Source organism: Collimonas sp. OK607 (assembly GCF_900111995.1).
GTDB lineage: Bacteria > Pseudomonadota > Gammaproteobacteria > Burkholderiales > Burkholderiaceae_D > Collimonas.
Map to the genome: position 1 here is coordinate 1 of NZ_FOKF01000026.1, position 26,647 is coordinate 26,647.

25 protein-coding genes are annotated in these 26,647 nt (G+C 53.0%); 13 read left to right on the forward strand and 12 right to left on the reverse strand.

What is annotated here, in order from left to right:
* The 5 genes from BM029_RS17000 to BM029_RS17020 form a co-directional block, all read left to right on the forward strand.
* Positions 1–345: integrase core domain-containing protein (locus BM029_RS17000; protein ID WP_139217270.1), on the forward strand; the 345-nt coding region annotated here is incomplete at its 5' end.
* Positions 342–515: a pirin-like C-terminal cupin domain-containing protein gene (locus tag BM029_RS26635; protein WP_092438006.1), complete on the forward strand. Its 174-nt coding sequence runs from the start codon at positions 342–344 to the stop codon at positions 513–515. The genes BM029_RS17000 and BM029_RS26635, both read left to right, overlap by 4 nt.
* A gap of 48 nt (positions 516–563) precedes the next feature.
* The gene (locus tag BM029_RS17010; RefSeq protein ID WP_092438008.1) at positions 564–2,009 is read left to right on the forward strand and encodes an efflux transporter outer membrane subunit; all 1,446 of its coding nucleotides are present in this window, start codon (positions 564–566) and stop codon (positions 2,007–2,009) included.
* Between the two features lie 34 nt (positions 2,010–2,043).
* Positions 2,044–3,240, forward strand: coding sequence for an HlyD/EmrA/EmrK family protein (locus BM029_RS17015; RefSeq protein WP_092438010.1), 1,197 nt, complete (start codon positions 2,044–2,046; stop codon positions 3,238–3,240).
* On the forward strand, positions 3,237–4,769 hold the full coding sequence (locus tag BM029_RS17020; RefSeq protein ID WP_092438012.1) for an MFS transporter: 1,533 nt from the start codon (positions 3,237–3,239) through the stop codon (positions 4,767–4,769). The genes BM029_RS17015 and BM029_RS17020 overlap by 4 nt, the downstream gene beginning before the upstream one ends.
* A 46-nt stretch (positions 4,770–4,815) precedes the next feature.
* On the opposite strand, the gene BM029_RS25670 is transcribed toward BM029_RS17020, so the two are convergent.
* From BM029_RS25670 to BM029_RS17030, 3 genes are all read right to left on the reverse strand, one after another.
* Positions 4,816–4,965: a hypothetical protein gene (locus BM029_RS25670; protein ID WP_211482496.1), complete on the reverse strand. Its 150-nt coding sequence runs from the start codon at positions 4,963–4,965 to the stop codon at positions 4,816–4,818.
* A 310-nt stretch (positions 4,966–5,275) separates the two neighbouring features.
* Positions 5,276–6,976 (reverse strand): tannase/feruloyl esterase family alpha/beta hydrolase, encoded by a 1,701-nt coding sequence (locus BM029_RS17025; protein ID WP_211482497.1) that lies wholly within the window; start codon positions 6,974–6,976, stop codon positions 5,276–5,278.
* Positions 6,977–7,237: 261 nt separating this feature from the next.
* On the reverse strand, positions 7,238–7,666 hold the full coding sequence (locus BM029_RS17030) for a VOC family protein (protein WP_092438014.1): 429 nt from the start codon (positions 7,664–7,666) through the stop codon (positions 7,238–7,240).
* A 903-nt stretch (positions 7,667–8,569) separates the two neighbouring features.
* On the opposite strand from BM029_RS17030, the gene BM029_RS25675 reads away from it, so the two are divergent.
* Entirely contained in the window at positions 8,570–8,713 is a 144-nt protein-coding gene (locus BM029_RS25675; RefSeq protein ID WP_170851115.1) for a hypothetical protein, read from the forward strand.
* 163 nt (positions 8,714–8,876) lie between these two features.
* Here BM029_RS25675 and BM029_RS17035 read toward each other — a convergent pair whose 3' ends face one another.
* Both BM029_RS17035 and BM029_RS17040 read right to left on the reverse strand, forming a co-directional pair.
* Entirely contained in the window at positions 8,877–9,074 is a 198-nt protein-coding gene (locus BM029_RS17035; protein ID WP_092438016.1) for a tautomerase family protein, read from the reverse strand.
* Between the two features lie 61 nt (positions 9,075–9,135).
* Positions 9,136–10,116 (reverse strand): DMT family transporter, encoded by a 981-nt coding sequence (locus BM029_RS17040; protein ID WP_092438017.1) that lies wholly within the window; start codon positions 10,114–10,116, stop codon positions 9,136–9,138.
* Positions 10,117–10,502: 386 nt separating this feature from the next.
* Here BM029_RS17040 and BM029_RS17045 point away from each other — a divergent pair, with 386 nt between their 5' ends.
* Positions 10,503–11,321, forward strand: a complete 819-nt coding sequence (locus BM029_RS17045; RefSeq protein ID WP_092438019.1) for an IclR family transcriptional regulator — start codon at positions 10,503–10,505, stop codon at positions 11,319–11,321.
* 68 nt (positions 11,322–11,389) lie between these two features.
* Here BM029_RS17045 and BM029_RS17050 read toward each other — a convergent pair whose 3' ends face one another.
* On the reverse strand, positions 11,390–12,619 hold the full coding sequence (locus tag BM029_RS17050) for a CaiB/BaiF CoA transferase family protein (protein ID WP_092438021.1): 1,230 nt from the start codon (positions 12,617–12,619) through the stop codon (positions 11,390–11,392).
* Positions 12,619–13,521, reverse strand: coding sequence for an HTD2 family dehydratase (locus tag BM029_RS17055; protein WP_211482498.1), 903 nt, complete (start codon positions 13,519–13,521; stop codon positions 12,619–12,621). The genes BM029_RS17050 and BM029_RS17055 overlap by 1 nt, the downstream gene beginning before the upstream one ends.
* A gap of 260 nt (positions 13,522–13,781) precedes the next feature.
* On the opposite strand from BM029_RS17055, the gene BM029_RS17060 reads away from it, so the two are divergent.
* The 5 genes from BM029_RS17060 to BM029_RS17080 all read left to right on the forward strand — a co-directional run bounded on the left by BM029_RS17060 (position 13,782) and on the right by BM029_RS17080 (position 20,422).
* Entirely contained in the window at positions 13,782–14,201 is a 420-nt protein-coding gene (locus BM029_RS17060) for a VOC family protein (protein WP_092438025.1), read from the forward strand.
* Between the two features lie 50 nt (positions 14,202–14,251).
* Entirely contained in the window at positions 14,252–15,325 is a 1,074-nt protein-coding gene (locus tag BM029_RS17065) for a TRAP transporter substrate-binding protein (protein WP_092438027.1), read from the forward strand.
* 216 nt (positions 15,326–15,541) lie between these two features.
* Positions 15,542–17,464, forward strand: a complete 1,923-nt coding sequence (locus tag BM029_RS17070) for a TRAP transporter large permease (RefSeq protein WP_092438029.1) — start codon at positions 15,542–15,544, stop codon at positions 17,462–17,464.
* A 16-nt stretch (positions 17,465–17,480) separates the two neighbouring features.
* A complete protein-coding gene (locus tag BM029_RS17075) occupies positions 17,481–18,254 on the forward strand; it encodes an SDR family NAD(P)-dependent oxidoreductase (protein WP_092438031.1) in 774 nt (257 codons plus the stop codon).
* 101 nt (positions 18,255–18,355) lie between these two features.
* Positions 18,356–20,422 (forward strand): 3-hydroxyacyl-CoA dehydrogenase NAD-binding domain-containing protein, encoded by a 2,067-nt coding sequence (locus BM029_RS17080; RefSeq protein ID WP_092438033.1) that lies wholly within the window; start codon positions 18,356–18,358, stop codon positions 20,420–20,422.
* A 357-nt stretch (positions 20,423–20,779) separates the two neighbouring features.
* Here the strand turns inward: BM029_RS17080 and BM029_RS17085 are convergent, their stop codons facing one another.
* The 3 genes from BM029_RS17085 to BM029_RS17095 are packed head-to-tail and all read right to left on the reverse strand — an operon-like array spanning position 20,780 to position 22,731.
* Positions 20,780–21,205, reverse strand: a complete 426-nt coding sequence (locus BM029_RS17085; RefSeq protein WP_092438035.1) for a DoxX family protein — start codon at positions 21,203–21,205, stop codon at positions 20,780–20,782.
* 20 nt (positions 21,206–21,225) lie between these two features.
* Complete coding sequence (locus tag BM029_RS17090) at positions 21,226–21,930, reverse strand: alpha/beta hydrolase (protein ID WP_092438037.1); 705 nt, start codon at positions 21,928–21,930, stop codon at positions 21,226–21,228.
* A 15-nt stretch (positions 21,931–21,945) separates the two neighbouring features.
* Positions 21,946–22,731 (reverse strand): dioxygenase family protein, encoded by a 786-nt coding sequence (locus tag BM029_RS17095; protein ID WP_092438039.1) that lies wholly within the window; start codon positions 22,729–22,731, stop codon positions 21,946–21,948.
* A gap of 103 nt (positions 22,732–22,834) precedes the next feature.
* Between BM029_RS17095 and BM029_RS17100 the strand changes: the two genes are divergently transcribed.
* Positions 22,835–23,725 carry a LysR family transcriptional regulator gene (locus tag BM029_RS17100; protein WP_170851116.1) on the forward strand — a complete coding sequence of 297 codons (891 nt, stop codon included), beginning with the start codon at positions 22,835–22,837 and terminating at the stop codon, positions 23,723–23,725.
* Positions 23,726–24,229: 504 nt separating this feature from the next.
* On the opposite strand, the gene BM029_RS17105 is transcribed toward BM029_RS17100, so the two are convergent.
* Positions 24,230–25,147 (reverse strand): SphA family protein, encoded by a 918-nt coding sequence (locus tag BM029_RS17105; protein WP_092438043.1) that lies wholly within the window; start codon positions 25,145–25,147, stop codon positions 24,230–24,232.
* A gap of 31 nt (positions 25,148–25,178) precedes the next feature.
* Positions 25,179–26,630 carry an aldehyde dehydrogenase gene (locus tag BM029_RS17110; protein WP_092438045.1) on the reverse strand — a complete coding sequence of 484 codons (1,452 nt, stop codon included), beginning with the start codon at positions 26,628–26,630 and terminating at the stop codon, positions 25,179–25,181.
* Between the last annotated feature and the right edge of the window lie 17 nt (positions 26,631–26,647).

Below are 26,647 nucleotides of genomic sequence, written 5' to 3' on the forward strand. Positions count from 1 at the left end.
CGGCCAGCCCCCGGGCTGATCGTCCATTCTGACCGTGGCAGTCAATATGCAAGCGAGTTGTATCAGGACCTTCTCGACGAACATGGCTTTGTTTGTAGCATGAGTCGCAAAGGAAATTGTTGGGACAATGCCGTCGCTGAACGCTTCTTCTTGAATCTCAAGATGGAGCGCGTCTGGCAGCGCCAGTATGCTAACCACGCCGAGGCCAGGAAAGACATCACTGCGTACATCGTCGGCTTCTACAATACCGAGCGATTGAATTCAGTATTGGGCAATCTGCCGCCCGCCGCCTATGAGCGGAAAATGGCAGAAAAAGAACCTATTGTTGTGTCCGAAATTACTTGACCACCGCAATCGTCCCCGAGAAACACGCGCATTTATTACTGTTGTCCGCCTCACCGATTAATGAGCCGACCGCCGAGTATGGGACGTTCATGATGAATACAGAGGAAGAGTTGGCAGCCACCTATGACAGATACCTTCAGGGAAAAATGGGACGTCTCCCAAAATTGTAAATGATATCCCGCTCCCTTGAAATTAGATCCTGATAACTGAGTAACGAAATGAGCCCACTATTTCATCACCGTCGACTAGCAACACTGGCGCTCCTTGCAGCCTTGCCTCTGTTAATCCTGGGATGCGCAAATCCAAATGGCGCCATCCCGTCGCAGTCGTTGTTGCTTCCACCTGACAAGTTGGAGGTGAGCAAGACGTTAAAGGGGGTCACCGTGTCGGAGGCGCACTGGCCAAAAGAACAATGGTGGAGTCGCTATGCGGATTCACAACTTGATGCTCTGCTGGCCGAGGCGTTGGCGGGAACCCCTTCGTTACGTATCGCGGCGGCCAGGTTGAGACAAGCGCAGGCGATGGCCAACATCGCGGAAGCGTCCGACTCTATCCAAGCTAATGCAAGTCTCAAGGATACTCGGCAGAGATATAGCAAACACAGCACCATTCCCAGCCCGCTTGCGGGAACTTGGAACACCTTCAACGATACTTCATTGAATCTGAGCTATGAGTTCGATTTTTGGGGGAAAAACGAGGCTAGCATAGCCTCGTCCTTGGATCGTCTGCATGCAGCTGAGGTTGATGAGCGTGCGGCTCAGTTAATGCTCACGACTGGCGTTATTCAGAGTTATCTGCATCTGGCGCAATTTCATGATCAACTCGATTTGTACCAAATAATTTTGAAGCAGCGACAAGAGTTGCTTGCGTTGACTCAGCAGCGCGTCGTCGCGGGTATCGACTCACAGGTCGAATTAAAGCAAGCAGAAAGCGCAATTCCTTCAGCGCGGCAACAAATTGCTTCAACACGAGAAGAAATAGAACTGACAAAAAATCAGCTTTCCGCGCTACTTGGCAAAGGACCAGATCGTGGTCTATCGCTGGTTCGTCCAATGATCAAACCTCAGAAGTTTGTCGGTTTGCCATCCGTTCTACCGGCGGATCTGATTGGTCGACGCCCCGATATCGTTGCAATGCGTTGGCGTGCAGAAGCAGCAAGACAAGATATTCGCGTCGCACGCGCGCAGTTTATGCCAAACGTCAGCTTGCTTTCATTTATTGGCTTTCAAAGCCTGGGATTTGACCAGTTCATCAACTCAGGCAGTCGTACGCTCGGTATCGGACCGGCGATCTCTCTTCCAATATTTGATGGCGGTCGTTTGCGTGGGAATCTCGGCGCCCGCAACGCCGAATATGACATCGCCGTCGAGCAATACAACCAGACCGTTATCGGCGCTGTTCAGGACGTAGTGAATCAACTAACCTCAATCCGCTGGCACGAGGAACAGCATGAGCAGCAGCTTATCGCTGTTAGTACGGCACAAACCGCCTATGAACTCGCTGTGCAACGCTATCGCGCAGGTGTGGGCACCTATCTTCAAGCACTGACGGCGGAACTCCAGCTCAACGCGCAGAAAAAAGTGTTGCTCGATATCAAGACCCAGGCTTTGCTGCTCGACGCCAATTTGATTCGCTCGCTCGGCGGCAGCGTTTTGGACGTCTGAATAAGAATACCTTACCGCATACTGGAAAACGAAAATGAGTCAACCACAAAAGAGCGTCGCGAATCCTGCGGCGGGAAATGAAAAACGTCACCGAAAGAATTTACTTTCCGTATCAGGTGTGCTGTTGATTGCCACTCTGGTTTATGTCGGCGTCTACCTGATCTCAAGTCAATATCGGGAGGTGACTGAGGACGCTTACGTTGATGGCAATGTTGTCCAAGTGACTTCACAGACAACCGGTACCGTCACTAATATCAATGTCGACAATACCGACATGATTGCCTCTGGTCAAGTCGTCATTGCATTGAACCCGGTCGATGCCGATCTTGCCTTGAAGCGATCGGCAGCACAGCTTGCCAAGACTGTCAGACAAGTTCGTGGGCAGTTTTCGGCGGCGTCGCAAATGATGGCTAACATCGAGCTGCGCAGGGCCGACTTGTCGAGGGCGCAGGCTGATATGGAACGTCGCCAATCCCTGGTAAAAACGGGGGCGGTCTCTGCTGAAGACTTCAAACACACCGAAGAGAACGTCAGGGTAGCACAAGCGTCTCTGACGGTCGCGCAAGAACAATTCGCCGTTAACCATGCATTGGTCGATCGGGTCACTATTGATCAACATCCGGATGTCGTAGCTGCAGCTATGCAGGTTCGGGATGCCTACGTAGCTAAGATGAGAACCCAGCTGCGCGCACCGGTCACTGGGATGGTGACTAAACGTAGTGCTCAAGTTGGGCAACGTATCAGCCCTGGAGCAACGTTAATGTCCATTGTGTCTCTGGACCATCTGTGGGTAAGCGCAAACTTTAAGGAATCCCAGCTGAACCATCTGCGAGTCGGCCAAAAGGCGAGAGTTATCGCAGACATATATGGTCACTCAGTCGTCTATACGGGAACAGTTATTGGGTTGGATGCAGGAACAGGCAGCGCCTTCTCGCTGATGCCAGCGCAGAATGCTACGGGTAATTGGATCAAAGTCGTGCAGCGTGTTCCGGTTCGTATTTCGTTAGATACTAAGGAGGTTGCAGAACATCCGTTGCGCATCGGGCTGTCGATGAAGGTGACCGTTGATACTGCCGAACGCGCCGGTCAGACATTGCCGACTGCGATGAAAACTGCTAAACAGAGTTATGCCACTAGTGTCTTTGAGGATGAGGAGGCTGGCGCCGAAGAGATTGTCAGCCGGATTATTCAGGAAAACATTGCGGCACGCAACAAACGGGGCACTTCATGAATCCCGTTACACCACAGCCCTCGCGCAGCTTATTGCTCACGATCTTCCTGTTGACGGTGATAGAATTTTTACAATCAGGAATGATTGCCTTCAGCGCCGGACCTATTATGGGGGAAATTGGCGCGGCGCCAGAAGAATTTAGCTTGGCTACAGCTGCCTACGCATGTATTGCAATAACGGTGATCGCAAAGCAGCGTTGGATGGTAGAGCGAATCGGTTGGCGCTCGTTTGTTCTCGGATCCTTGACGATTTTCAGTATAGGTTGCCTAATTTGCGGCACTAGTGAATCGTTTCCAGCATTCCTCATTGGCCGAATTGTCATGGGATTGGGTGGCGCCAGTTTCATGACATCGGGGCGAGTCATTGTAAATCTGATCCCTCCAGGTCCGGGTCGCTTCCGTGGTATCAAACATTTCGCCTCTGGCCTCGCCGGCGGAATCGCCTTCGCCCCTGGTTTGGCCTCGTTTTCTGTAGCTCACGATCGCTGGAACCTGATTTTTGGTATTCTCATTGCGGTTGCGATTTTAACGGCCTTGTTTGCGGCTCATTCGCTGTCAGACGAATTGGTCTCCCGAGAATTGCACACACAGTCTCATCCAATCGGCTTGATGGCTCTCGTGGCGGGAAGCTTTACCGTCCTGTACATACTGCAGCGCTTCCAGTACGATTTTTTCAGTGATATCACATTCTTGGTTGTAGGGTTGACGCTAGCAGGACTGGCTCTATACTATTTTTTTCGATCAATTCATAACCATGATCGGCCGTTACTGGAGCTGCGCTCCATGAGGTATCCACGATATATCGTCGGCGTTGGAATTTATTCGCTGTGCTATTTAGTGCTAGGCGCCAACAATTACATGCTGCCAGTATTTATGCAGCGCACGCTTGGATTCTCATGGGAGATCGTCGGTCAATTTCAAACCATGGGCTTGCTCTCTGCTTTGTTCGCATGGGTCTGTATGGCATGGATGATTCCAAAGTGGCCCAGTGCAAAGAAATTTTTCGTCATTGGTTTTCTAGCCTTGACAATGTTTGGTTGGCATCTGATGCAACTGACTGTCAGCGCCAACTTGTGGACTGACGTGCTCCCTGCGCTGATCGGAAATGGCATCTTTCTCATGTTCGTCATGGCGACGACGGCAGTTGAGACATTTCGGGATGTCCAGCATCACGACGCTGTGTTCTCACATGCTCAGCAGTTCAAGAACATGGTGGCTCAGTTCGCCACGGCTCTCGGTATTTCATTTTCAACCATAGCATTGCAATGGCGGACCAGTGAACATTACGGTGTACTCAATGCAAAGTTTGCAGCCGGCGATCCGATTTATCTTCATCATGTCCAGCAAATTGCGAACTCCATCACGTCAGCCGTTGGTGCGCAAGCTGCGCAGTCGATTTCCGTTGCCACGCTCGCACAAGAACTTACTCAACAATCGACTTTGTTAGCGTGTATGGATTATTTCTCTGTAATTGCCATGGTGGGTATAGCAGGAACAGTCGTTATGCTGATGCAGCGGCTGATGAAGTAACGATGTTTCCAAAATGGCGTTGGCCCATTTAGGTTTTCTCGCGATCCTAGTGCGTGTTGATGTTCACTTTAACCAAAGTGGTGATGCAGCGCTTGACCTGTTTTCTGAACACTTCTGCTGTCTCCGCATCAATCCAACGCAATTGAAACACCTGTTTTTCGATATCCACGCCGACCACGGCTTCTGTAGAATTCATCACGGGTCCTCTGGTTTTCCTTGAAGATTTCATTCTTCTCCTTTTTGCACTTAGATGCCATAGCCCCGCGAGGATCCGCCTCTCTCATCCACCTTCAATCCTCCTTTTGTTAGCAGAGTTATCCACGACACCGCTCGCCGCACCCTCTACAGTGCAAGAGCGGGCGGTGCGGTGGATACCTGGGACTTTACTCGACCCGCTTGTGACTTGTGCATCAGGAGAGGGGGCGTCCCTTTCATTCTCCTGAAGGGTGACTGGTAGATGCGTCACGAATTCAACCGCCGGCAGCCATGCGCGTCAGGGCAGCCCGTCAGTTCAAGTACCTGCCTGCCGGGGTCGGAACGCCATTACGGGGCGCATCCATGCACTGGAAACTGCTGGCCTTCGTGGCGTCGCCACCCAGGTAGGTAGGGAGCTTGGGATAGGTGCAGATCGTCCGCTCCATTGCGACCGCGGCACCTGACGAATCCGTGTACCGGGTTGCGATGATGCTGTCTGGCGCATTTTTGTTCTCCACCCAGTCGACGAGCTTCAGAAGAATGTCATGTGCCTGATCCTTTGGGACGAAAGGCGAGTACGGCTGCCCGAAGTCACCCACACCAGGGCCGCCGGTGATACTGGAGCAGTGGCCCATGCCTGGCACCATGTAGTAGCGGAAGAAGTTCTGCGTCCCAGACAGGTCGCCACCTTGGGCTTGGACCACGCGTTCGTAGTACTCAAGGGGGCTCTGGAAAGGAACCCCTGGATCCGATGTTCCGTTGAACATCATCAACTTGCCACCCGCTGCCTTGAACTGGGTCAAGTCGGGATCGTTTGCGTTCATGATCGAAGCCAGCGAGGCGTCAACGGCATCCATGTCGTGGTCGAAATCGAATGTCGCGTAGTCCCAGTTTGCGCCCAGTGCCCACTTGAACATGTAGAACTGTTGCAAGGGCCATGAAATGGTGTCACCCTGGAACGCAAGTCCCAAGACCATACTTTCTGAGCCGACCGCGAGTCCGGAGAAGATGCGTTCCCCGGTGCGAGGGTTGACCGGGCCGCTCCATGTCGCCTTCAAAGCCGCCAGTTGAGGGGTAGTGAGACAGGAATCGTTGTCAGTCCCAGAGCATTTGGGCAGCGTGTCCGGATCGAAACTGCAGCGGCGAGGGTCTGTTAAAAAGGTGTCCGTGGGAGCGCCGCCGTCCTTGCCGGCGCATGCTGCGATCACGTTGCTCGTGACCATGTTCAACTTGGCTTGCGAGAGATGCGCACCGGGCGCGGCGAGCTTCTGGAGATTACTCACAAACATGGTATGCAGGTGCGTGCGATTGTTCGCTGGCGCGCCGGCCACGATGCCGTTGTAGTCGTCGGGATACCGTTGGGCGATCATCAGCGCCTGCTGGCCTCCGGTGGAGCAGCCTTGGAAATAGGAGGTCCGGGGCGCACTCTGGTAGTAGGCATTGACCAGCGCCTTTCCCGCTACAGTCATTTCATGGTTGGCACGATACCCGAAGTCACGCCAGCGCTCGGGATGGGCAATGGCCTGATTCGCGTCCGGTGCGGTGCCAAGGTCCGTGTTGGCGACTGCAAAACCTCGTTTCAAACCTTCGACGAGGCCGGTGGTGTAAGCGATCGCCCCGCCGCTGCCACCGTTTCCAGTGCCAAGAAACCGGCCATTCCAGTTCTGTCTTGGCATCCAGACCTCGACATTGACGTTGGAGTCTGGCGACGGTTTCATGGCCACGGTAGCTCTGCAAAACGCTGGCAACCCGGTCAGAGCGGTCGCCTGACCAGGGGGCGCGTAGTCGCCGGCGGGAATGGCCGCGGCGGACTGAACCGTGCCGCCGACGAGCACCGTGCCCATGAGGCTTTCACACGCGACTTTCTCGGCGTTGGCCGCAGGCGAATAGTCATTGCCGCCGCATCCGGTCGCCAACATCGTGGAAATCACGATCGAAGCTGCTGAAAGCAGTGTGGGACTCCACAGGCGCACGTTTTCGCACTGCCTGCATGATTGATGTGTGATGTTCACAGGTTGTCTCCGTAATTTTATTATCGTTGGGAAAAATCCCTTGCACTACGTATGCCGGGCAAACAAGGGCCGCTCGGCGCCGAAGCCTTAAGGGAACAAAACGGCTCTATGCCAAAGTCGTGGCGTCCTGTCCGGGTAACTATTCAGGTAGGACGGCCGCGGTCGACTGTGACGAGCCCGAGCATCCAATTGCGTTGATGCTCCGTTCATGGCAGCGTTGAAGGCCGCTTGAATCCTCGACGCCACCGGGTTCGCTGTCGCTCAATTACCAAAGACGCCAGGCTGATGGACCTCAATGACGTTGCCGTCAGGGTCCTGTAAGAACACTTGGTACCAGCCGGGAATCGCCCAAGTGCCGTAGTCCGAATAGCGGATCCCCAATTGGTCGCATTTGCGTATGAAACCTTTGATGTCGTCGGTGCGGAAGCAGAAGTGGCCGTGAGCCATCGGATTGACGATTTGCTTCATCTTGAAGCCAGTATCGAGATCGCGTTCGGCCCAGTGAAACTCGATCGCGCCGTCGCTTAGAAAATCCACCTTGCCGGTGTAGGGTCGGTTGGGTGAATGTCCGCTGACTACCGTGTGTTCTTCATCCTTGATCGTGCCGAGATCAAAAAGCGTCTGATAGAACTTTGTCAGCCTCGGCAGGCTGTCCGTGCACAGGTTCATGTGGTGGAACTTGAGTTTCATAGCTACTCCTTGGCGAGTCGACAGATCGAATGCGCTACGTACGAACCGTTGTGCCGGAGGTGACACGCGAGACAAGTGACGCAGCTGAATGTGGTCAGAGTCCGGATTGCAATGCCGCACTGAAGCCACAAGATCAACGCTACAGACATTCACAAGTGAAGTCAATAAATTACAGGTGAATTTAAAAAGAAAAATATCTAACTACTCATGAATCTATCTAGAAATAAAAAAGCATAAATGAACGTATTTTTGCATTGATAAAATCTATGCATTCACCAAGTGGACCAGCACATCGGGGCAATGGAAGCTCTTGTGACGCTTGAATCTGGGATAGATCTATCAGTCGTGTCACACCAGCCGCCATTTCAACAACGACAGCGCCAGCCTGACAAAATCTCCTTGACTCTAAAGTTGGCTCCAAGGTTTATCCTGTTATTAGGACGAGGTGGTTGCGTTCGCAGCATGCCCTGCGTCACCGACATAAGAAGGAATCTGGATATGACTGCCAAACGCAAAGTTGAAGTGTTCAATGCCCGTTGTACGGCCTGTGATAAGGTGGCTTCCCTGGGCAAAGATTGGCCTGCCCGTCGTGCGAAGTCGATGTGCTTGACGTGCACGACATCAGAGTAGCCAAGCGAACCAGGGCACTTGGGGGGGACGTTCGGTGCCGGCCGTGGCGATCAACGGTGAATTGGCTGATCACCGGGCGCACGAACAGAACACAAGCGGCCGATGAGTGACCAATCCTGGCGTCCCAGAAACAGCTTGACGGTGATACGGGGTGCACACCGCGAAGATTGAGCTACTCCACGCACCGGGCTGCAATCGCTGCGCGACGTTCACAGTCGCGCTACAGGCGGTCGCGACCACACAGTCAACGGTGTCGAGTAGCGCGAAGCCAACGTGCTTGATTCGCTCAACCTCGCCGTCAATCTTGGCGCGTTGATGTTGATGTTGATGCTGATGCTGATGCTGATGCTGATGCTGATGCTGATGCTGATGCTGATGCTGATGCTGATGCTGACGCCACGCTCTCATGAGCAATAAGGGAGATCTAAATAAAATTGCGCATTAAGTGCTTTGGCAATGCGTTAATGGTACGCGCACACCTCCCATACACGGGGCAATTCTGGGCGATCGTCACCAGCTACTGCGACTCTAAACAGTTTTTCAAACCGCCCGCAACTTTAATCACGCCTCTACAGCCAGCCTATGTCTTTGGGCTTTGTTCTCCGAAAATACGACCGGCACCAGCCCAATCGGAAGGAGCAATATCTTCAAAAATGACATAAATATATTGAGGATCGGTTCCAGTATTTTTTACGATACTTTCTGTGATCTCAGCAGCAACCGCTTTCTTCGCAGCAGCATTCTTTCCTTCAAACCAACTTACGCGAACGACAGGCATTTTTTTCTCCTTTTGAAAAATTTGACGAAACTAGTGCTTTGCCACTGACTACTGAAAAGGACTACGTTCCCTTTTCTTCCCTTATATTTATACGAAATTGTCCATCAGACCGTTTAGCTGACGATGCGAGATAAATACTCGGCAGGACAAGAAGTGCGCCCACAAGATGAAACCAGTGAGGTTGCTCACTTAAGATCCACCAGGCAATAAAGGTTGCGTATACAGGGCTTAAATATAAAACCAAGCCAGAGCGCGTCGCGCCCAGCTGCTCAACCATAAACGAGTATGCGACGTAGCCCATTAAACCGGGAAGTGCGCCAGCTAAAAGGATCAGGAACAACGCTTCTCCTGAATACCATTTCAGTGACGTGAAAGACATTTCGGCCGCGGCAAACGGAAACAAAAATAGAAGCCCACCCACGGTGGTACAGAACAGTCGCTGAATTGGACGAAGCTTAGTTGGCCAGCGTTGTTGCAAGACTGTATATGCGATCCAAGCCGCCGTAGCGGCCAAGATCCAGAGGTCCCCAGATACAAATTTGACACCCAGAAGATTCATAAAATTTCCCTTGGAAATAATGAAAAGTACACCCACGAGCGCACAAATCATCGCCGCTCTCTGACGATTGGAAAGTACTTCCTTATTCAGAAAGCTACTCACAATCGCGATGCCGATTGGAGCCGCCGCGTAAATTAGACCGATATTCCCCGCAGATGTTGATTGGCCACCGAGATACACGAATGCTCCACATATCCAAGTTCCTAGCGCCCCGAGTACAAGCATTTGATGCCACTCCGTGCGAACCGCAGCTCTGAGCGCCCCCCGACCAGACCAAATCAACGGAATCATGAGAATTAACGCTATCGCCCAGCGACCAAATGCGAGGATATGGGGCGGTATTACCCCGCTTGCAGCGCGAGCGATGATGTAGTTCGATGACCAGATCATAGGGGTCACCCAAAACAGGACCTCAGCAAGTTTTTTGCTGAAAGGACCCGTTCGATCCAATTGCGAGATTTTTCTAAAGTTAATGTTAAACATGATTTCCTATTTAGCTTTTGGACGCAATTGTTTTGCGCTCTTCGCGTTTATTGACCGGCGTTTGGAATACCATTTTTACGTCGAACTGCATCACGATGGTCTTTCATCAATGAAACCAGATATTTTTTTCTAAAAAATGCACGATCAGATAAAATGCGCCAAACCTTTTCCCCTACCAAGATGTGAGCGACATGTAACTATTTCGCTTTTATTCCACACCGAATGTTTATTCGCATATGAAATTTAAAATTTATTAGTGACGTGATACAATATTACCATAGCGCCCTCAAAGAAAGTCAAGCGCGGTGACCGCTCGCAGCATTAGCGGTAAAATCATGGCAGTTCACCGCCTCTTGTTTAATAGGGCTTATTTTTTGGATCGAGATATGAAAGTAGATTCTCAGGAAACGACAAGGTTGGCCGAGACTGATAAGCGCTCATACGCCGCGCCAGCGCTGGAGAAGGGGCTCGACATTCTAGAAATGTTGTGTGCGAGTGATCATCCGTTGTCACAGAAAGAGATTGCACAACATCTTGGGCGCAGTGTTGGTGAAATCTATCGGATGTTGACTTGTTTGATTGAGCGCAATTACGTCACTCAGGTCGACGATAACTCCTACGGTATTACTACCAAGTTATTTGAACTGTCACACATCAACCCCCCCACTCAGCGCTTGTTGATTGAGGCTGCGCCGATCATGCAGCACTTAGCTACCGAGCTAGATCAATCCTGCCACCTAACCGTCTTATCTAAGGGGAAACAGGTTGTACTACATAAGGTAGATACGCCAAGTGGAATGGGATTTAGTGTTCGCGCAGGCGCAGAACTCGACTTATTGTTTTCCGCATCTGGACGCGTCTTGCTGGCATTCCAGGACGAAGAGACTAGAAAACTTCGGATTGAAGAAGCTTTGCAACGAAGGCCATTGCAGGCGGATCCTCAGATTCACAGAATTCTAGATTCCATCCGGATCAGCGGCTTTGAATCCGTTCCCAGTGTTCAGGTACGCGGACTGTACGCAGTAAGTTTTCCGATCCTCGACACACAAGGGCGTGCGATAGCTGCATTGACCGTACCTTACGCAGAACGGATTGATCAGAGTCATAGAAAGACAATTCCAGAAGTAACTGATGCACTACGAGCGGCAACTAGAACGCTGACATCGCGAATTGGTAGCTGCGTGGTGGGTCTCAAACTTAGCTAACTCGTTAAAGGTTAAGTTGAAACTAAAAAATGCCCGATGAAATTCACCGGGCATTTTTATTTTTATACTCAATAGCCCACTGAGAGGGGCATTCGCTCGGGAGACGCTAAAGCGACCTTATCTGACAAAAGCTGGCCAATTTCACCCTCGCTAAATCCTATCTCATTAAGAATTGCGCGCGTCTCCCAACCTCGTGGTTGGGACGGATCGCGCGATGACGGGTAGACAGAGTCAACCTTGATGGTTGAGCGTATCGAAGCAGTCCTTCCCTCGGTAGGATGCTCCTCGAAGCTGACTAAACCTACTTGTTTTAAGTGGCGATCTTTTTGTAGCGACTCCAATGTATGACACGGTTGAGCGGCAATATCAGCAGCCTGAAATACCTCGAGCCATTCTGCAGTTGCCCTACTGATTAGCGGAGCTCCACGGATTTCAAACCATTCCTTTACATTGCGTGCACGTGCCGCGATGCTGGAAAAGCGTTGATCTCCAAGCAGGTACTCACGGTCAGTCGCCTTCATGAATGCGCGCACTTGTGTATCGGTATTTACCGTGACCGACATCCAACCGTCCGCTGTCTTAACAGGTTTGTTGTGCGGACTCAAGAGACGTTGGTCGCCGGGTGGACCAACCGGTGGATCGAAGCTCTGTTGAGCAAGATGCTCTTGTAAAACAAAGGCGGCCATAGTTTCAAACATCGGGATCTCCATGCTGCAACCTTTTCCGCTGGATTTGCGCTCAACGATAGCAGCAAGAATAGCCCCGGCGGCAATTTCTCCTGTGACATGATCGCAAACCAGCATCGGAACATACGTTGGCGCTCCATCGCGCACCGCCGTCAGCCCAGCGACCCCTGCGACACCTTGGATAACGCTGTCGTAGGTCGGTAGTCCAGAATACGGTCCATCGGTACCATAGCCAGTGATCATGCAATAAATTTTATCTGGATGCCTATCCAGAATCGATCGCGCGTCGAGTCCTAAGCGTTCAAGTGCCTGAGGGCGCATATTTGCCACGATAACATCTGAGGATGCAACCAGCCGCTCCATGACTTGACGGGCATCCGCCTTCTTAAGATCGAGACAAATGTTGCGCTTGCCACGATTGAGGTGAAGATAGGTGCCGGAATGCTGTCCGGTAGGCGACAAACCACCGAGACCACGCATAAGGTCACCTTCTGGACTTTCAACCTTGATGATTTCCGCTCCGTACTGACCGAGTCGCCAAGTCCCTACCGGGCCGACTACTACGCTCGTGAGATCCAGTACGCGAATTCCCTTAAGGGGTTCGAAGCTCATTAGATGTTTACCTCCATTTCGACCGCCAATCGATTCTTATCGTTAAATACCTTCAGTACCCATTCATCACCATTCCGCTGGGCCGCCAGTGTCATGGGGCGACCACAAAAGAGCGGCGCCACGTGACGAGTTTTGAATCCGACTAGGTCCACGTTCAACTCTTTACGAATGAATTCTGTAAGCAGCAGTGTTGCCAAGCCGCCATTCACAACAAGATCTGGAAAGCCCTCCACGTCCCGAGCATAGATTTTATCGATATGGATTTTGTGGGAGTTGAAGCCGAGCGCTGAGAACTGAAACAGCAGCGTGTCATCGGGAACGACGACAGCAGTCCGATCTGCTGATATCGAGGCAGCGGCTTCTGCGTTTTTGTCATCGCTAGAGCGACTTTGTTGCGATAACAAGAGATAGGTTTGCGTCTCGACTAAGGCCGGCTGACTCTGCAAATCAAGACGTAATTCGTGTGCCAACGTTACTACGGCCATCGGGCCCGCATCTGTCGTTTTCTGTGTAAGACCTTTGATCGAGCTTGTTCGAAGCACCTTCGCGCCAATTGGAATCTCACTAGAAAATTTAACGCTTCGCCCACCCAATAACAAACGTGGAAGGCCAAGATCTGGCATGGGAACGCCAAGCCCTGGGAAGCCATCACTGCGCAAGGACGAGCGGCAGGTGTCGGCCCCCATTAGCAAAAATTGCCACCCCCTGGGCAATGATTGCCCCTCGGCAAAAATATCGGGATCAATATCCAGCATCGCTGCAACGCGACGAACCATCGACAGGCTGCAGATCTCTTGACGGGTAATCATTTCACTCGAATTAAACATAAATGTCTCATTATTATCAGTAACACCACCATATTTTTCATCAGTAACACCAGTATATTTTGTTAGTAAATACAATAATTCATTAGTAAATGATAAGTCATCATTAATGCAAAAATCAAGCAGCAGTTTGACTTATTCAATATTTTTATTTGAATACTTGCATTCATCAGTAAAATTTGCTAACTTTCGAGCGGTGACTGGCCTCACGATAAATTGGCGACAAAATCACTGAATTAGCAAGCTCGATGCCTGGCATGAAAGGTTTTCGCGTCCAATACATCGCAAATAACATGACGGACACGCACCTGCACATTTCCACTTAAGGAGAAGTACCTATGAATTTCAAATTTCACCATATGAACCTTTGCACCGACAGTTTGCCCAGGCTGACAAAGTTTTATCAGACGTTGTTCGATCTGGGTACCATTAACGACGAAGAGCACACTCGCGTGAATGCAGAAAGCACGATGTCGGGTTACAACGGCAAGGTTGACTTCTTGAGCGACGGCGCCATCGAGTTTCACTGGGCAGAGAGGGATCTCGACACGGGTTTCAAAATGAAGCAATTCGTGAACCCAATGGGGCGAGGCCATTTCTGTTTTCGCACGGATGACATCAAAGGCTTTATGCGCCGATGTGATCAATTGGGTATCCGCTATTCGGACTACGGAAAGTGGGCAATTGCGGGTTGGTACCAGGTTTTCCTTCAAGATCCGGACGGCAATGTGATCGAAGTTCACCAGCCCGGCCTTTAACAAAAATTGATCGTGCATAGCGCGACCTAAAAAAAATACAGGAGACCTTCATGTCGGACAAAATTATCAAAGCGTATGCAGAAGAGTTCACAGACGAGCGCCGTCGTAGCGTATTGAAAACGTTTGCCGGTGTGGCAGTTGCTGCGGCGGTACCCACAGCATTGATGTCGCCGGGCTTCTCTCAAGCAGCTGAGCCCGGTAAGTTCAGGCTCAAACTCGGAATTTCGTTGGCGGATAGCCATCCTATTTCGAGCGGGTTACGAGCAGCCTGTGCCGATATCCTGAAAGAGTCGAACGGCCGGCTCAATATCGAGCTTTTCGCCAATGGACAACTTGGAAGCGATACCGATATGATCTCTCAAGTGCGCTCCGGCGGCATTGACATGCTGTCGACCGCAGGGACGGTTTGGGGAACGTTGGTTCAAGCCACTTCGATTAACGCAGTCGCCTTCGCTTTTCCAGATTACGCGACGGTTTGGAAGGCTCTCGATGGTGACCTCGGAGCTCATGTCAGATCTCAGTTTGCGAAATTTAATCTGGTTCCACAGACTAAAATCTGGGATCACGGGTTCAGGCATGTCACCAATAGTTCGAAACCGCTCAATGTTCCTGCAGATATTGCCGGCATGAAGGTCCGAGTACCAATGGCGCCGATATTGGTTTCTCTGTTCAGAGCTCTGGGTGCGGCTCCCGCGAGCATCAACTATGCAGAGCTGTACACCGCCCTGCAGACTCATATTGTTGATGGACAGGAAAATCCATTGAATGTCGTCGACACAGCGAAACTTTACGAAGTCCAAAAGTATTGCTCGTTGACGGCTCACGCATGGGATGGTTTTTGGCTGGCCGCCAACAAACGTTCCTGGGAGTCCCTGCCTGCAGATTTGCGTCAATTGGCATCACGCATTTTTGATGCGCACGCGGATAAGCAACGCACTACAAACGCCGCAGTCAATACCGGTCTCATCGAAACCCTCAAAGGACGCGGCATGGCTTTCAACCAAGTTGATGGCAAGCTCTTCCGTCAGGCCATTCAAAAGACCGGTTACTACGACGACATGCGAAAGCGATTTGGTCCGGAAATCTGGGGGCTTCTTGAGAAACACGTCGGCAAGCTCGTTTAACTAGAACAAGAATTAACTCTGGAGAATTGTGATAGGGAAAGCGCATGGCGTTCCGGCGTCTACCGACTTCTCCCATCACACCCTCTTGCCAGATAACACGAATTTACCATCCCAAAAATTTGCTCGAACGACCCTCTGGGCCTCGCGTCGTTTGGTGGCGTCGAGTAATTGATTCGAAATTCTTATATAAAATGAAAGTGCCACGGAGACAACACCATGGGTGCGCCTTATTCAAACAACTCTGAGTCCGCTGGTTGGACTGCTAGTAGCAACGAAAACGATACAACGCGGCACACTTTGTCAGTAAACCGTCCCTTGGTCGCGCTTGCAGACCGATATCTGGGTTACCTGACAGATATTCCCGCCGCACTCTTAGTATTGGCGGAAATTGTAGTGCTCCTGGCCGGCGTTATCAGTCGATATGCATTTCATCAGCCGTTAATTTGGGTAGATGAACTTGCGTCGCTACTATTCCTGTGGCTCGCCATGTTGGGTGCAGTGATGTCGTTGCGTCGTGGATCACACATGCGAATGACGGCTCTCGTCGACGCCGCCTCAGTTTCCCAACGCGCTTTTCTAGACTTATTGGCAGTTGTCGCTGCCGCCACCTTTTTATTGTTGGTCATTCATCCAGCGTACGAATTTGCAAGCGACGAGATCGTCGTGACGACTTCGTCTATGGGTATATCGAATGGATGGCGGGCATTTTCTCTACCCATCGGTCTTGCATTGATGATCTTGGCTGCACTCGTAAAGTTTTGCGCCGTGACCAGCGGACGGATGTTGTTGACGGCGGTTGCGGTAGCAGTTGTGAGTGCGGGAGTCTTTTATTTACTGCAGCCCATCTTCTCTGATCTTGGCAACATTAATCTGCTCATATTTTTTGTCGGCTTGGTGATCGTGCTGGTATTTGCTGGCGTACCGATCGCTTTTGCTTTCGGGCTTGCGACATTTGGTTACCTCTCATTGACGACAACTACTCCCACTGTCGTGCTGATCGGTCGTATGGACGAAGGCATGTCGCATCTTATTCTGTTGGCAGTGCCTATGTTTGTGTTCCTCGGGCTAGTGATGGAGATGACCTCCATGGCTAAGGCAATGGTCCAATTCCTTGCGTCTTTGCTCGGACATGTACGAGGAGGACTCTCTTATGTTTTGATTGGAGCGATGTATCTTGTCTCTGGAATTTCGGGATCTAAGGCCGCAGACATGGCCGCTATCGCGCCGGTTCTTCTGCCGGAGATGAAAGAACGCGGAATGAAGGAAGGAGACATGGTCGCACTCTTGGCGGCCACGGGTGCGCAGACTGAGACCATTCCGCCAAGTATCGTGCTGATCACAATTGGATCTGTCACTGGAATATCCGTTGCTTCGCTCTTCACCGGCGGCCTAATTCCCGCTTTCGTTCTTGCCGCCTTACTTGCCGGTGTAGTTTGGTGGCGTGGCCGACATGTTGCTGATGCATTGGCGCCGCGAGCGCCACGGAGCGAGGTTGGTCGCTCATTCGTCATTGCCATCCCGGCATTAGCGCTGCCATTTGTGATCCGCGCCGCCGTTGTGGAAGGCGTGGCGACGGCGACCGAAGTTTCCACTATCGGTATTGTCTATTCGATCTTGGCTGGCATCATTTTCTATAGAAGCTTTGATCTAAAAAAATTGTGGTCGGCTTTGATCGAAACTGCTGCGTTATCGGGGGCCATTTTATTGATCATCGGTACCGCTACTGGCATGGCGTGGGCGCTTACTCAGTCTGGATTTTCACGTCAACTGGCCCAGACAATGGCCGGTCTTCCTGGTGGGGCAACAGGATTTTTGGCTGTCTCCATTGTCGCGTTCATCGTGCTAGGCAGTGTCCTCGAAGGGATTCCTGCCATTGTGCTGTTCGGCCCTTTGTTATTTCCAATCGCAAGTCAATTCGGTGTCAATGAGGTGCATTACTCAATGGTCGTGGTTCTTGCCATGGGCATCGGCTTATTCACACCTCCGTTTGGGGTAGGGTATTACACGGCCTGCGCAATTAGTCGAGTTCATCCCAGCGCGGGGATGCGCCCGATCGTCGGCTACATGTTTGCCTTGATTGCGGGGACGGTACTCGTCGCCGCAGTGCCTTGGCTATCAACAGGTTTTATCAGCAAATAATTAAGAGGTGGAAAAAATGCTCCTGAAGGGAAAAGTTTGTATTATTGTTGGAGCCGCGTCGCTACGCGGCATAGGTTACGCGACCGCTGAATTGTTCGCAGAACATGGCGCCAAAGTCGTCGCCGTGGACGTAACAATGAACGACCAAATGGTGTCGGAGATCAAGACATCGATTGATAAAAAAACCAATCTGGACGCGGATATCATCGGTTTGCGTTGCGACATCAGCAAGGCAGAGGACTGCGACCGCGTCATCAGCGAAGTTATTACGCGATACGGCACTATCGATTGCTTGGTCAATAGCGCGGCAGTAGTCAAATCTCAATCGTTGATGGAAATCGAACAGAACGATTTCGATGTGATCATGAACGTCAATCTGAAAGGTGCCTTCAATCTTTGCCGAAGTGTTCTCAAGGTATTTTCCGAGCGCAAGAACGGGGTCATCGTCAATGTGGCATCGGTCGCGGCACAGAGAGGGGGCGGTCTCGTCGGTGGTGCTCATTATGCGGCATCCAAAGGCGGTGTATTGAGCCTGACACGGTCGATCGCGCGCGAATTTGGTCCGCTTGGCATTCGTGCCAATGTTGTATGCCCCTCAATGACTGAGACTGGCATGCTCGACGGGAATGTGTCCGACGAAAAATTCAAAGAGATTATTGATGCAATTCCTTTGAAGCGTGCCGGCAAGGCCCGCGACATCGCCGGCGCCTGTCTGTTCTTGGTTTCCGATCTGTCTGCATATGTGACCGGTGCCACTGTCGACGTGAATGGCGGTAGTCATATTCATTGATCCGAAGCGACAATTTTCCGATCAATGATAACGACTATCACCTTTTGAACATGTTGCCTTGCATAAGAGGCAAAGCGCGAACTCAAAGGAAGAATACCAGTATGTCTGACATTGAAACAAACACTAGGGTAGCTGTTATCGCTCTGGATAACCCGCCAACAAACCAACTCAATCATGCCTTAAACAGCCACATTCTTGAGGAGTTGAATAAAGCGGAAGCTGATGTCAATGTGCTTGGCATTGTTCTTACGGGTATAGGCAACACGTTTTCTACAGGATCCGATGTTGCAGAGTCAGATCTATCCCCGCCGAATGGGCCTACTTTGCGCACCGTAGCAGCGCGACTTGAAGGTTACGGCAAGCCGGTGGTAGCTGCCATCGCCGGATCGGCACTGAGCGGAGGCCTGGAACTGGCACTTGCTTGCCATGCGCGCGTTGCGCTTGCGTCCGCGAAACTTGGCGTGCCAGACATCGAACTGGGCCTAATTCCTAATGCTGGGGGTACGCAGAGGCTTCCACGCTTAATTGGCATGTCAGCGGCGCTCGACCTGCTATTAAGCGGAAAATCCAAAACGGCCGCTGAGATGGATGACACCGGCTTGCTTGATACCGTGGTCGGCGATAGTCTTTTGGACGCAGCGCGTGACAAAGTTGTCGAGTTGGCGGAGCGGTTGGCACGAGGAGAGGCACTGCCTCGCATAAGCAAACTACAACTCGATCCTCAAAACTCGTTGGCACTTCTGGATCAACAGCGCGCAAGGTTCAGCTCACGGCAGAAACTTCAACGGGCAAGCTCGGTATTGCTGGAGGCGCTGGCTGGTTCTGCTCTGCCATTTGACGAAGGAATGGTTCTTGAGAACAAATTGGCTTTCGGTCTACTGTCTGGAATGCAAGCTAGCGCTCTGCGGTATCAGACGAATGCAGAGCGGGACTCGTCCCGTCTGCCGCCGGAGCTGAAGGCAAATGCTCTCCCTCTCCGGAATGTGGCAGTTATCGGTGCGGGAACCATGGGCACAGGTATCGCAATTGCCGCATTAGATGCTGGCTACTCGGTCACTTTGCTGGAGCAGGATTCGAGCGCTCTGGAACGAGGAATGAGACGTGTTGGCGATCACTACGAAGGCCGTGTCACCGCAGGAAAAATGGAAGCTGCGGTTGCTTCGAATGCTTTGGAGAGGTTGTATCCAACTACTGACTGGGCGCCATTGTCTGAAGCTGACCTGATCATCGAGGCGGTGTTTGAAGATTTGGAAGTCAAACGACAGGTCTTCTCTAAACTCGACACCGTAGCATCTCCCGGCGCAATCTTGGCATCCAATACGTCTTACTTAGATCTAGATGCAATCGCCAACGCGACCTCTCGACCAAAAGATGTACTTGGTCTGCATTTCTTTAGTCCCGCGAACGTGATGAAACTATTGGAAGTAGTTCGCGGGACTAAAACCTCGTCCGAAGCTCTGGCCACGGGTATGGAATTGGGAAAGGCGCTCAGGAAAATGCCTGTCTTGTCTGGGAATGCCTTCGGCTTCATAGGCAACCGTATATATAACGCTTACCGCAAACAGTGTGAGTTCATGTTGGAAGACGGGGCGTGGCCGGAAGATATCGATACTGCTCTAACTGGATTTGGCTTTGCTATGGGGCCTTTTGCTGTGGCCGATTTATCTGGATTAGATATCGCTTGGCGCATGCGAAAGGCTCAAGCGGGCACGCGGGATGCCCGCGAGCGCTACGTAGACATTCTTGATCGACTATGCGAAAAAGGTCGGCTCGGTCGCAAAGCTGGTGTAGGTTATTACGTCTACGAAAATGGTAATTCGGTCGAGACAACTGACACCACCGTACGACAGATTATCGTGCAGGCAAGAGCTAAGCGCGGAAAAACTATACAGACACTAGATGCAGAAATTATCCGCCGTCGAGTATTATTGACGATGGTGAACGAGGCAGCTTTGGTATTGGCAGAGAAAGTCGCCGCTCGCGCCAGTGACATTGACGTGGTGATGGTGCAAGGCTACGGGTTTCCACGTTGGGAAGGGGGACCAGTTTTTTGGGCACGTCAGCAAGAACGCGATCGGCTCGACGCCGATCTGCATCGACTGGCTTCAGAAAACGGCTTTGGTGCAGTATGCGCGACCACCGCAATGCTGGATGAGTTGCTGGCCTGATACCCCGATAGTAATCGGCCAAATTACGGCCTATGCGAATCCATGATTGAATCCCTGACGGGTTTATCGACACTTCTGAGTCTATCGCATCAACGAGCCGCTACTTTATGATTACCACGAAAAAAATATGAATTGCCGGAGCATCATGCTTTACATAATGTCCAAGCTAACCGCTATGTATTTTGCAAAAAAATAAAACACAAGAAATTGATCATCACTAACTGCAATTTTTTTGAGGGGGGATGTCAAAAAAAATGCAAAATATCGTCAACGCTGAAAGCCCTTCACATAGCGCCGACACCGGATCAATAAAAACTCTGTTCGACCGAACAAACAAATACAAGTTTGCCATCGAAGTCAGTTGAAACGACTTGCCGCACCACCCAAGCTGTAACGGCCAGCACCAAGCAGAGCCACCGTCACTGACGAGATCAAGAACATGCCTTGGAGCTCCAGTGCCCAGCCGCCGGTTTCATTGAGCGTGAAGAGCTGGCTGGTGTGCACCAACAAAATCGCCACGATCATGTTGATGGTCACGACAAGCGCGGCAGGACGGGTGAAGACGCCGACCAAGATCATCAAGGGAGCAACAACTTCGCCTATATATACCAGGTAGCCCAGCGTTGCGGGTACGCCCGCCTTGGCCAGCATGTCGCCAACGAAACCGATTCCACCGATGAGTTTGGAGACGCCGTGGAACAGCAAGATGATGGCCAGAGCCGCGCGCAGAACTAATTTTCCAGCGTCATCGGTCGAGATTTGAGTGGCCTTTGCGGTTTGCATGATTTTTCCTTTTCGTTGAGTTAGCTGTGTTTGACCCCGGACTGATCGAGCTGGCCTTCCAGCCACCGTTGGAAATCGACAACCATCGCCGTATTCAAGCCATGACCGGCCTCATACTCGTGATACTCCAACGGTACGCCAAGACCGTTGAGCACTTCCTTTGCATGGTATGCAAAATGGATACCGAGTTTTTGGTCTTGTACGCCGTGGCTGACAAACGCGCGCACCTTGCCCAGTTCCGGGCGCAACTGCACCGAGGGCAGCACCTCCGGCAGGATGCGGCCGCTCAGGATGCCGAAGCCAGCCACCTTGTGCGGTGCAGTCAGCCCCACGCTTGCGCTGATGATGCCACCTTGGCTGAAACCGGCGAGCCAGATACGGTCGGGATCAATATCATACGTATGCGCCAATTGATCAATAAAGGCCAGTAGCTTGTTGCGCGCCTGCTCGGCCTGGTCGGCGTTGATCGCCGGACCGGTTGGTGTAAAACTTACTTGGAACCAGCCGAATTGCATCGGCCCAAACTCCAGCGGGCCGCGTGCCAGCACTACGGCCAGTCGCGGGTCCATCTGCTGCGCCAGTTCGATAAATCCAACTTCATTGGCACCTACGCCGTGCAGTAAAATCAAGCAAGGCGCCTTGCCTCGCCCGCTGCGAGGAGCTTGCATGCGATACGTTAAACCGGAAACCGGTTCGACCATCGTCGTGTTCAGAATGCCAGACATAGCCTGTCCTTTTCGTTAGTTGAAAGCGTATGCGTCCATGGCGAGCACGCCATGTTCGACACTGGAATGCAGCAGGCGCGCCTGCGCTTCCGGCCCAGCCGCACCCAGAGCCACAAACAGCGGCAGAAGATGCTCTTCGCTCGGATGATTTTGCACGGCCGATGGCGCAAGCTGGCGATAGTTCAGCAGCCCGACACGATCACCTGCCTCCAGGTGCTCTTTCATCCAAATTTCGAACTCAGTCACCCACTGAGGCGCCGGAGCATTGACCCGCTGGCCGCGGAACTCATAAAGGTTATGGGTCAACGAACCCGATCCGATAATCAGAACTCCTTCCGCGCGCAGTTGTGCCAACGCCTCTCCCAATTTTTCATGCGCCGCTGGAGTTGCTCCATGAACCAACGAGATCTGCGCCACCGGCACATCGGCGTCCGGATACATAAGACTTAGAGGCACCCACGCGCCATGATCCAGGCCGCGTTGGGCACTGCGCACAACCGCGACACCAGCGCCTTCGAACAATGCCGCCGCGCGTTCGGCTACTTCCGGCGCACCGGGCGCGTGGTACTTGATGTCGTACAGCGCCTGCGGGAAGCCGCCGAAGTCGTAGATGGTCGCCGGCTGTGCCGCCAACGATACCGCCGCACCGCCCGCCGTCTCCCAGTGGGCGGACACCATGAGAATGGCCTTCGGTTTCGGCAAAGTATTGCCTAGGCCTTGCAGAAAGCGGCGGGCAGGACTGTCTTGCAGCGCCAGCATTGGCGATCCGTGCGAGACAAATATTGTGGGTAAAGTTGTCATGGCATACCTCATTGAATAAGTCTCGATCGTATACCTCTTTAAATGGTTGATAAAGAAGCTTCTAGTAGCTAGACTATTTCCATTTACTTGACAATTGTGATCTATGGACCTGTTCTCCTCAATGAAAATGTATGTCGCGGTTGTCGATGGCGGCAGCTTCGCATCGGCGGCCACCAAGCTCGACATTTCGCGCGCAATGGTTTCCAAGCAAATCCAGAAGCTGGAAGAGCATCTCGGCACGCGATTGCTAAATCGGACTACGCGACGGCTCAGCCTGACCGAAACCGGCCGGGAATTTTATGAACGCAGTACCCAGATCATGGGAGACGTGGAGGAAGCCGAGCAGATCGCCGGCCAGATGACGCGTACCCCGCAGGGTATGCTCAGGGTGACCATTCCACTGTCGTATGGCCAGCACCGACTAGCGTCCATCATCGGGGAGTACACGCAGTCGTACCCGCAAGTACGACTGGACATTTCGCTCAGTGACCGCAAGGTGGATCTGATCGAGGACGGCCTGGATTTGGCGATCCGTATCGGCTCCATGCCGCAGTCGGATCTCATCGCCCGCAAAATCGGCGGCGTGCGCAGCCTCGTCTGTGCTACGTCCGCCTACCTTGCCATGCACGGCACCCCGCAGACACCGGCAGACCTGAAGCATCATGCCTGTCTCGGCTATACGCTGACCGGAACCGGTACCGAGTGGCGGCTGGAAGAGGCCAACGGCACGGGCACCGAGGTCATCCCCGTCTCGGGCCCGATCAAGGCGGACAACGGCGACATCCTCCGCCTGGCGGCGCTGCACGACGCCGGCATTTTGTTCCAACCCCATTTCATCGTGGCGGATGACCTTGCGGCAGGCCGGCTGGTGCGGGTGCTGCCGCAATGGCAATCGGGGGAGCTGGGCGTCTATGCGGTCTATCCCAGCCGCAGACATCTTTCGGCCAAGGTACGTACCTTCGTTGAATTTCTGATTGCCAGGCTGGATGCCTAGTAGCCTGCGGGCGGTCGCCAAACGCCGCGACAGCGAATTCGATAAAGCTCCGCTGCTTGGGCGTCATTTACCGGTCTGGCACGTACAGGACGTGAAACGGCCGCAACGACGCCATTTATTTCGGCAGCACCCGGACCTGCCGCCCAGTGGAGATCTAAGGATCGACCAGCTCGGCGGATTGCGGTAACGGCCGTATGCCTGCGCGCGCGGCGGTCAGCAAGGCCTCGCCGCTGTCGGCCAGAAAGCGACCTGTGATAGGCACCTTCACCAAGCTTCGTTCTTACCATCTTTCACTCCATCCAGCGGTCTTGCCGCTTGTCGTTGGCGGTCAAGTGCCGACTATCCATAACGAATTGACACCATTTCGTTCCGATATAGTCAAGCGATATTTGAAATCTCTTTGTTAAGGCAGATAGACACGTAGAAGGCTCAATGGATGTCGCGCGCAAGCGGGTTTCGAGAGAGGCGCAGGATACCACCGCGAACGGCGGTGTCCTCCAGAATTTACAGCGGAATCAACGTCTTGATCCAGAACGCACCACCGGATGGGCGATTCCGGACATCATATTCCCGCTCGTATTTCGCGGTGATCATCCATCCCTGCGCATTCTGATATCGCACGGACGGGCCGATGGCAACCGCGCGGCCGCGATTGCCGGTGACCGTCTGCCCAGCAACTTTGTCGTCGGTAATTTGGCGATACACATAGCCACTGACACCGGCGACGAAACCGTTATTCAGCCCCCAACCAAACGCATAATCGGCGTGCAGCTCTTGACCGGACTTGTAATCAGTGTCCTTGTTGCGAAAATTGTAGTCATACATTAGCTTGATGTCCGCGTTCAAGCCGCTGGCCTGAATATAGGAGACAGCAACCAGCGGCTCGATATTCCAATAGTTGCGCCCGATGTTGGCAACATCGTTGCGCTCATACCGCCCGGTCGGGGCGTTGGTCTCCAGCGCGACGACATAGTGCAGATTGGGAGACACATGGTATCCGAGGGCGGCAGACAGATTCAGATCCCCTATCCCTGTATTACGTTGATGATTGGCGCCGACCCTCACGTCCACGTTAAGCAACGGCACAATCGCGTGAACCGCCAGTTGGCCGCCGAACAGTTGCTGCCCTGTCACCCAGATGAAGCGCGGGATGATGCCGGTCACGTCGGCGCGAAATCCGCCGATCGCGGCGGCGATGTCATTCCCACGATCGTCACGCAGCTCGGTCGCGTGGTAGCTGGTCGCATAGACCAGCGGGTAAAAGCCCGCCGGCGGCATCGCTCCCACCAGAAAATTTTCGGCGCCATTCGGGTAGATACTGCCGCCGGATTCGGTCGCCGTCGCTGAGCCGCATAAAACGGCACTGATGGCGATCGCCGCGCACCATGGGCCAGCGGCGTTTGCTCGGTATGTGTCTTTCATGTTGTCTCCGTTATCTTTTATTTTTTGTGAATCAGAAGGGATATTGCTGTACCTGGGGTTCGATGGTGATCCACTTGAGGTCGGTGAACTCGTCGATCACGGCCCGGCCATCAAACTTGCCGTAGCCGCTGTGCTTGGTGCCGCCGTATGGCGCTTGCGCCTCGTTCTGCACCGTTGCGCCATTCACATGCACCGAACCTGCATCGATGCGCAGCGCGACCGCCAGCGCGCGATGAACATCACGACCGAATATCCCAGAGGACAAACCATAGACAGTGTCATTGGCGACGCGTATCGCCTCCTCCACGCCCTGCACGCGCACCACTGTGGTGATCGGTCCAAAGGTTTCCTCGTCGTAGATGCGCATGGCAGGCGTTACCCGGTCCAGTATCGTGGCCGGCATCACGGCGCCGCTCGCCTTGCCGCCGCACACCAGTTGCGCGCCCTTGCTCAACGCATCCTCGATCAGCGCGTTCAGGCGGATGCCGTTTTCAGTGTTCACCATCGGGCCGATCACGCAACCGGCGGCAGTGGCTGGATCCCCCATCGGCAGTTCCTGTGCACGCGCGGCAAACTTAGCAACGAACTCGTCGGCTACCTCCTCGTCCACCACCAAACGCTCGGTGGACATGCAGATCTGGCCCTGGTACAAGAACGATCCGAACACCGCCGCCTTTACCGCTTCATCGACATTTGCGTCGTCCAGCACCACCAATGGCGCCTTCCCTCCCAGCTCCAGCAGGCAACGCTTCAACTGCGTCGCTGCCTTTTGCGCGATGATCCGCCCCACGTTGGTCGAACCGGTGAAATTGATGCGCCGCACTGCGGGATGCGCAATCAATGCATCGATGACTTCAGGCGCATCTGCCGGTGCGTTTGTCAGGAAGTTCAGTACACCGGCCGGCAAGCCCGCTTCCAGCAGGGCTTCGGCCACCAGAAAATGCGTGTATGGACTGGTTTCCGAGGCGCGGAACACGACGGTATTGCCGCATACCAGTGGGTAGGCAATCGCCCTCGCAGCAAGCACAACTGGGCCATTCCACGGCACGATGCTCAGCACCACGCCCACTGGTTGGCGCACCGTCATCGACAGCGCGCCTGGTTTATCGGTAGGGATGGTCTCGCCCTGGATCTGGGTGGCCATCAAGGCAGCTTCGCGGAACAAGTTCGCCGCCGCCATCACGTTGAATCCGCTCCACAATTCGGAGGCGCCGACCTCATTGGCCATCACACGGATAAATTCTGATGTTTTCGCTTCCAGTGCGTCGGCCGCTTTCAACAGGATACGACGCCGTTCAGTCGGTGCCGTCTGCGACCAGATCTTGAAGGCTTGCGCCGCCGAGTCTACCGCCTTGACGGCATCCGCCACCGTCGCGGCGGCAGCGGTCGTCACCGCTGTGCCGGAAATGGGACTGACACGCGTGTATGTCGCACCGCCGGTTGCCGCGACATGCTGGTTGTCGATGATGAGTTGAGTTTTCATAGCTTTACTCCATTCTG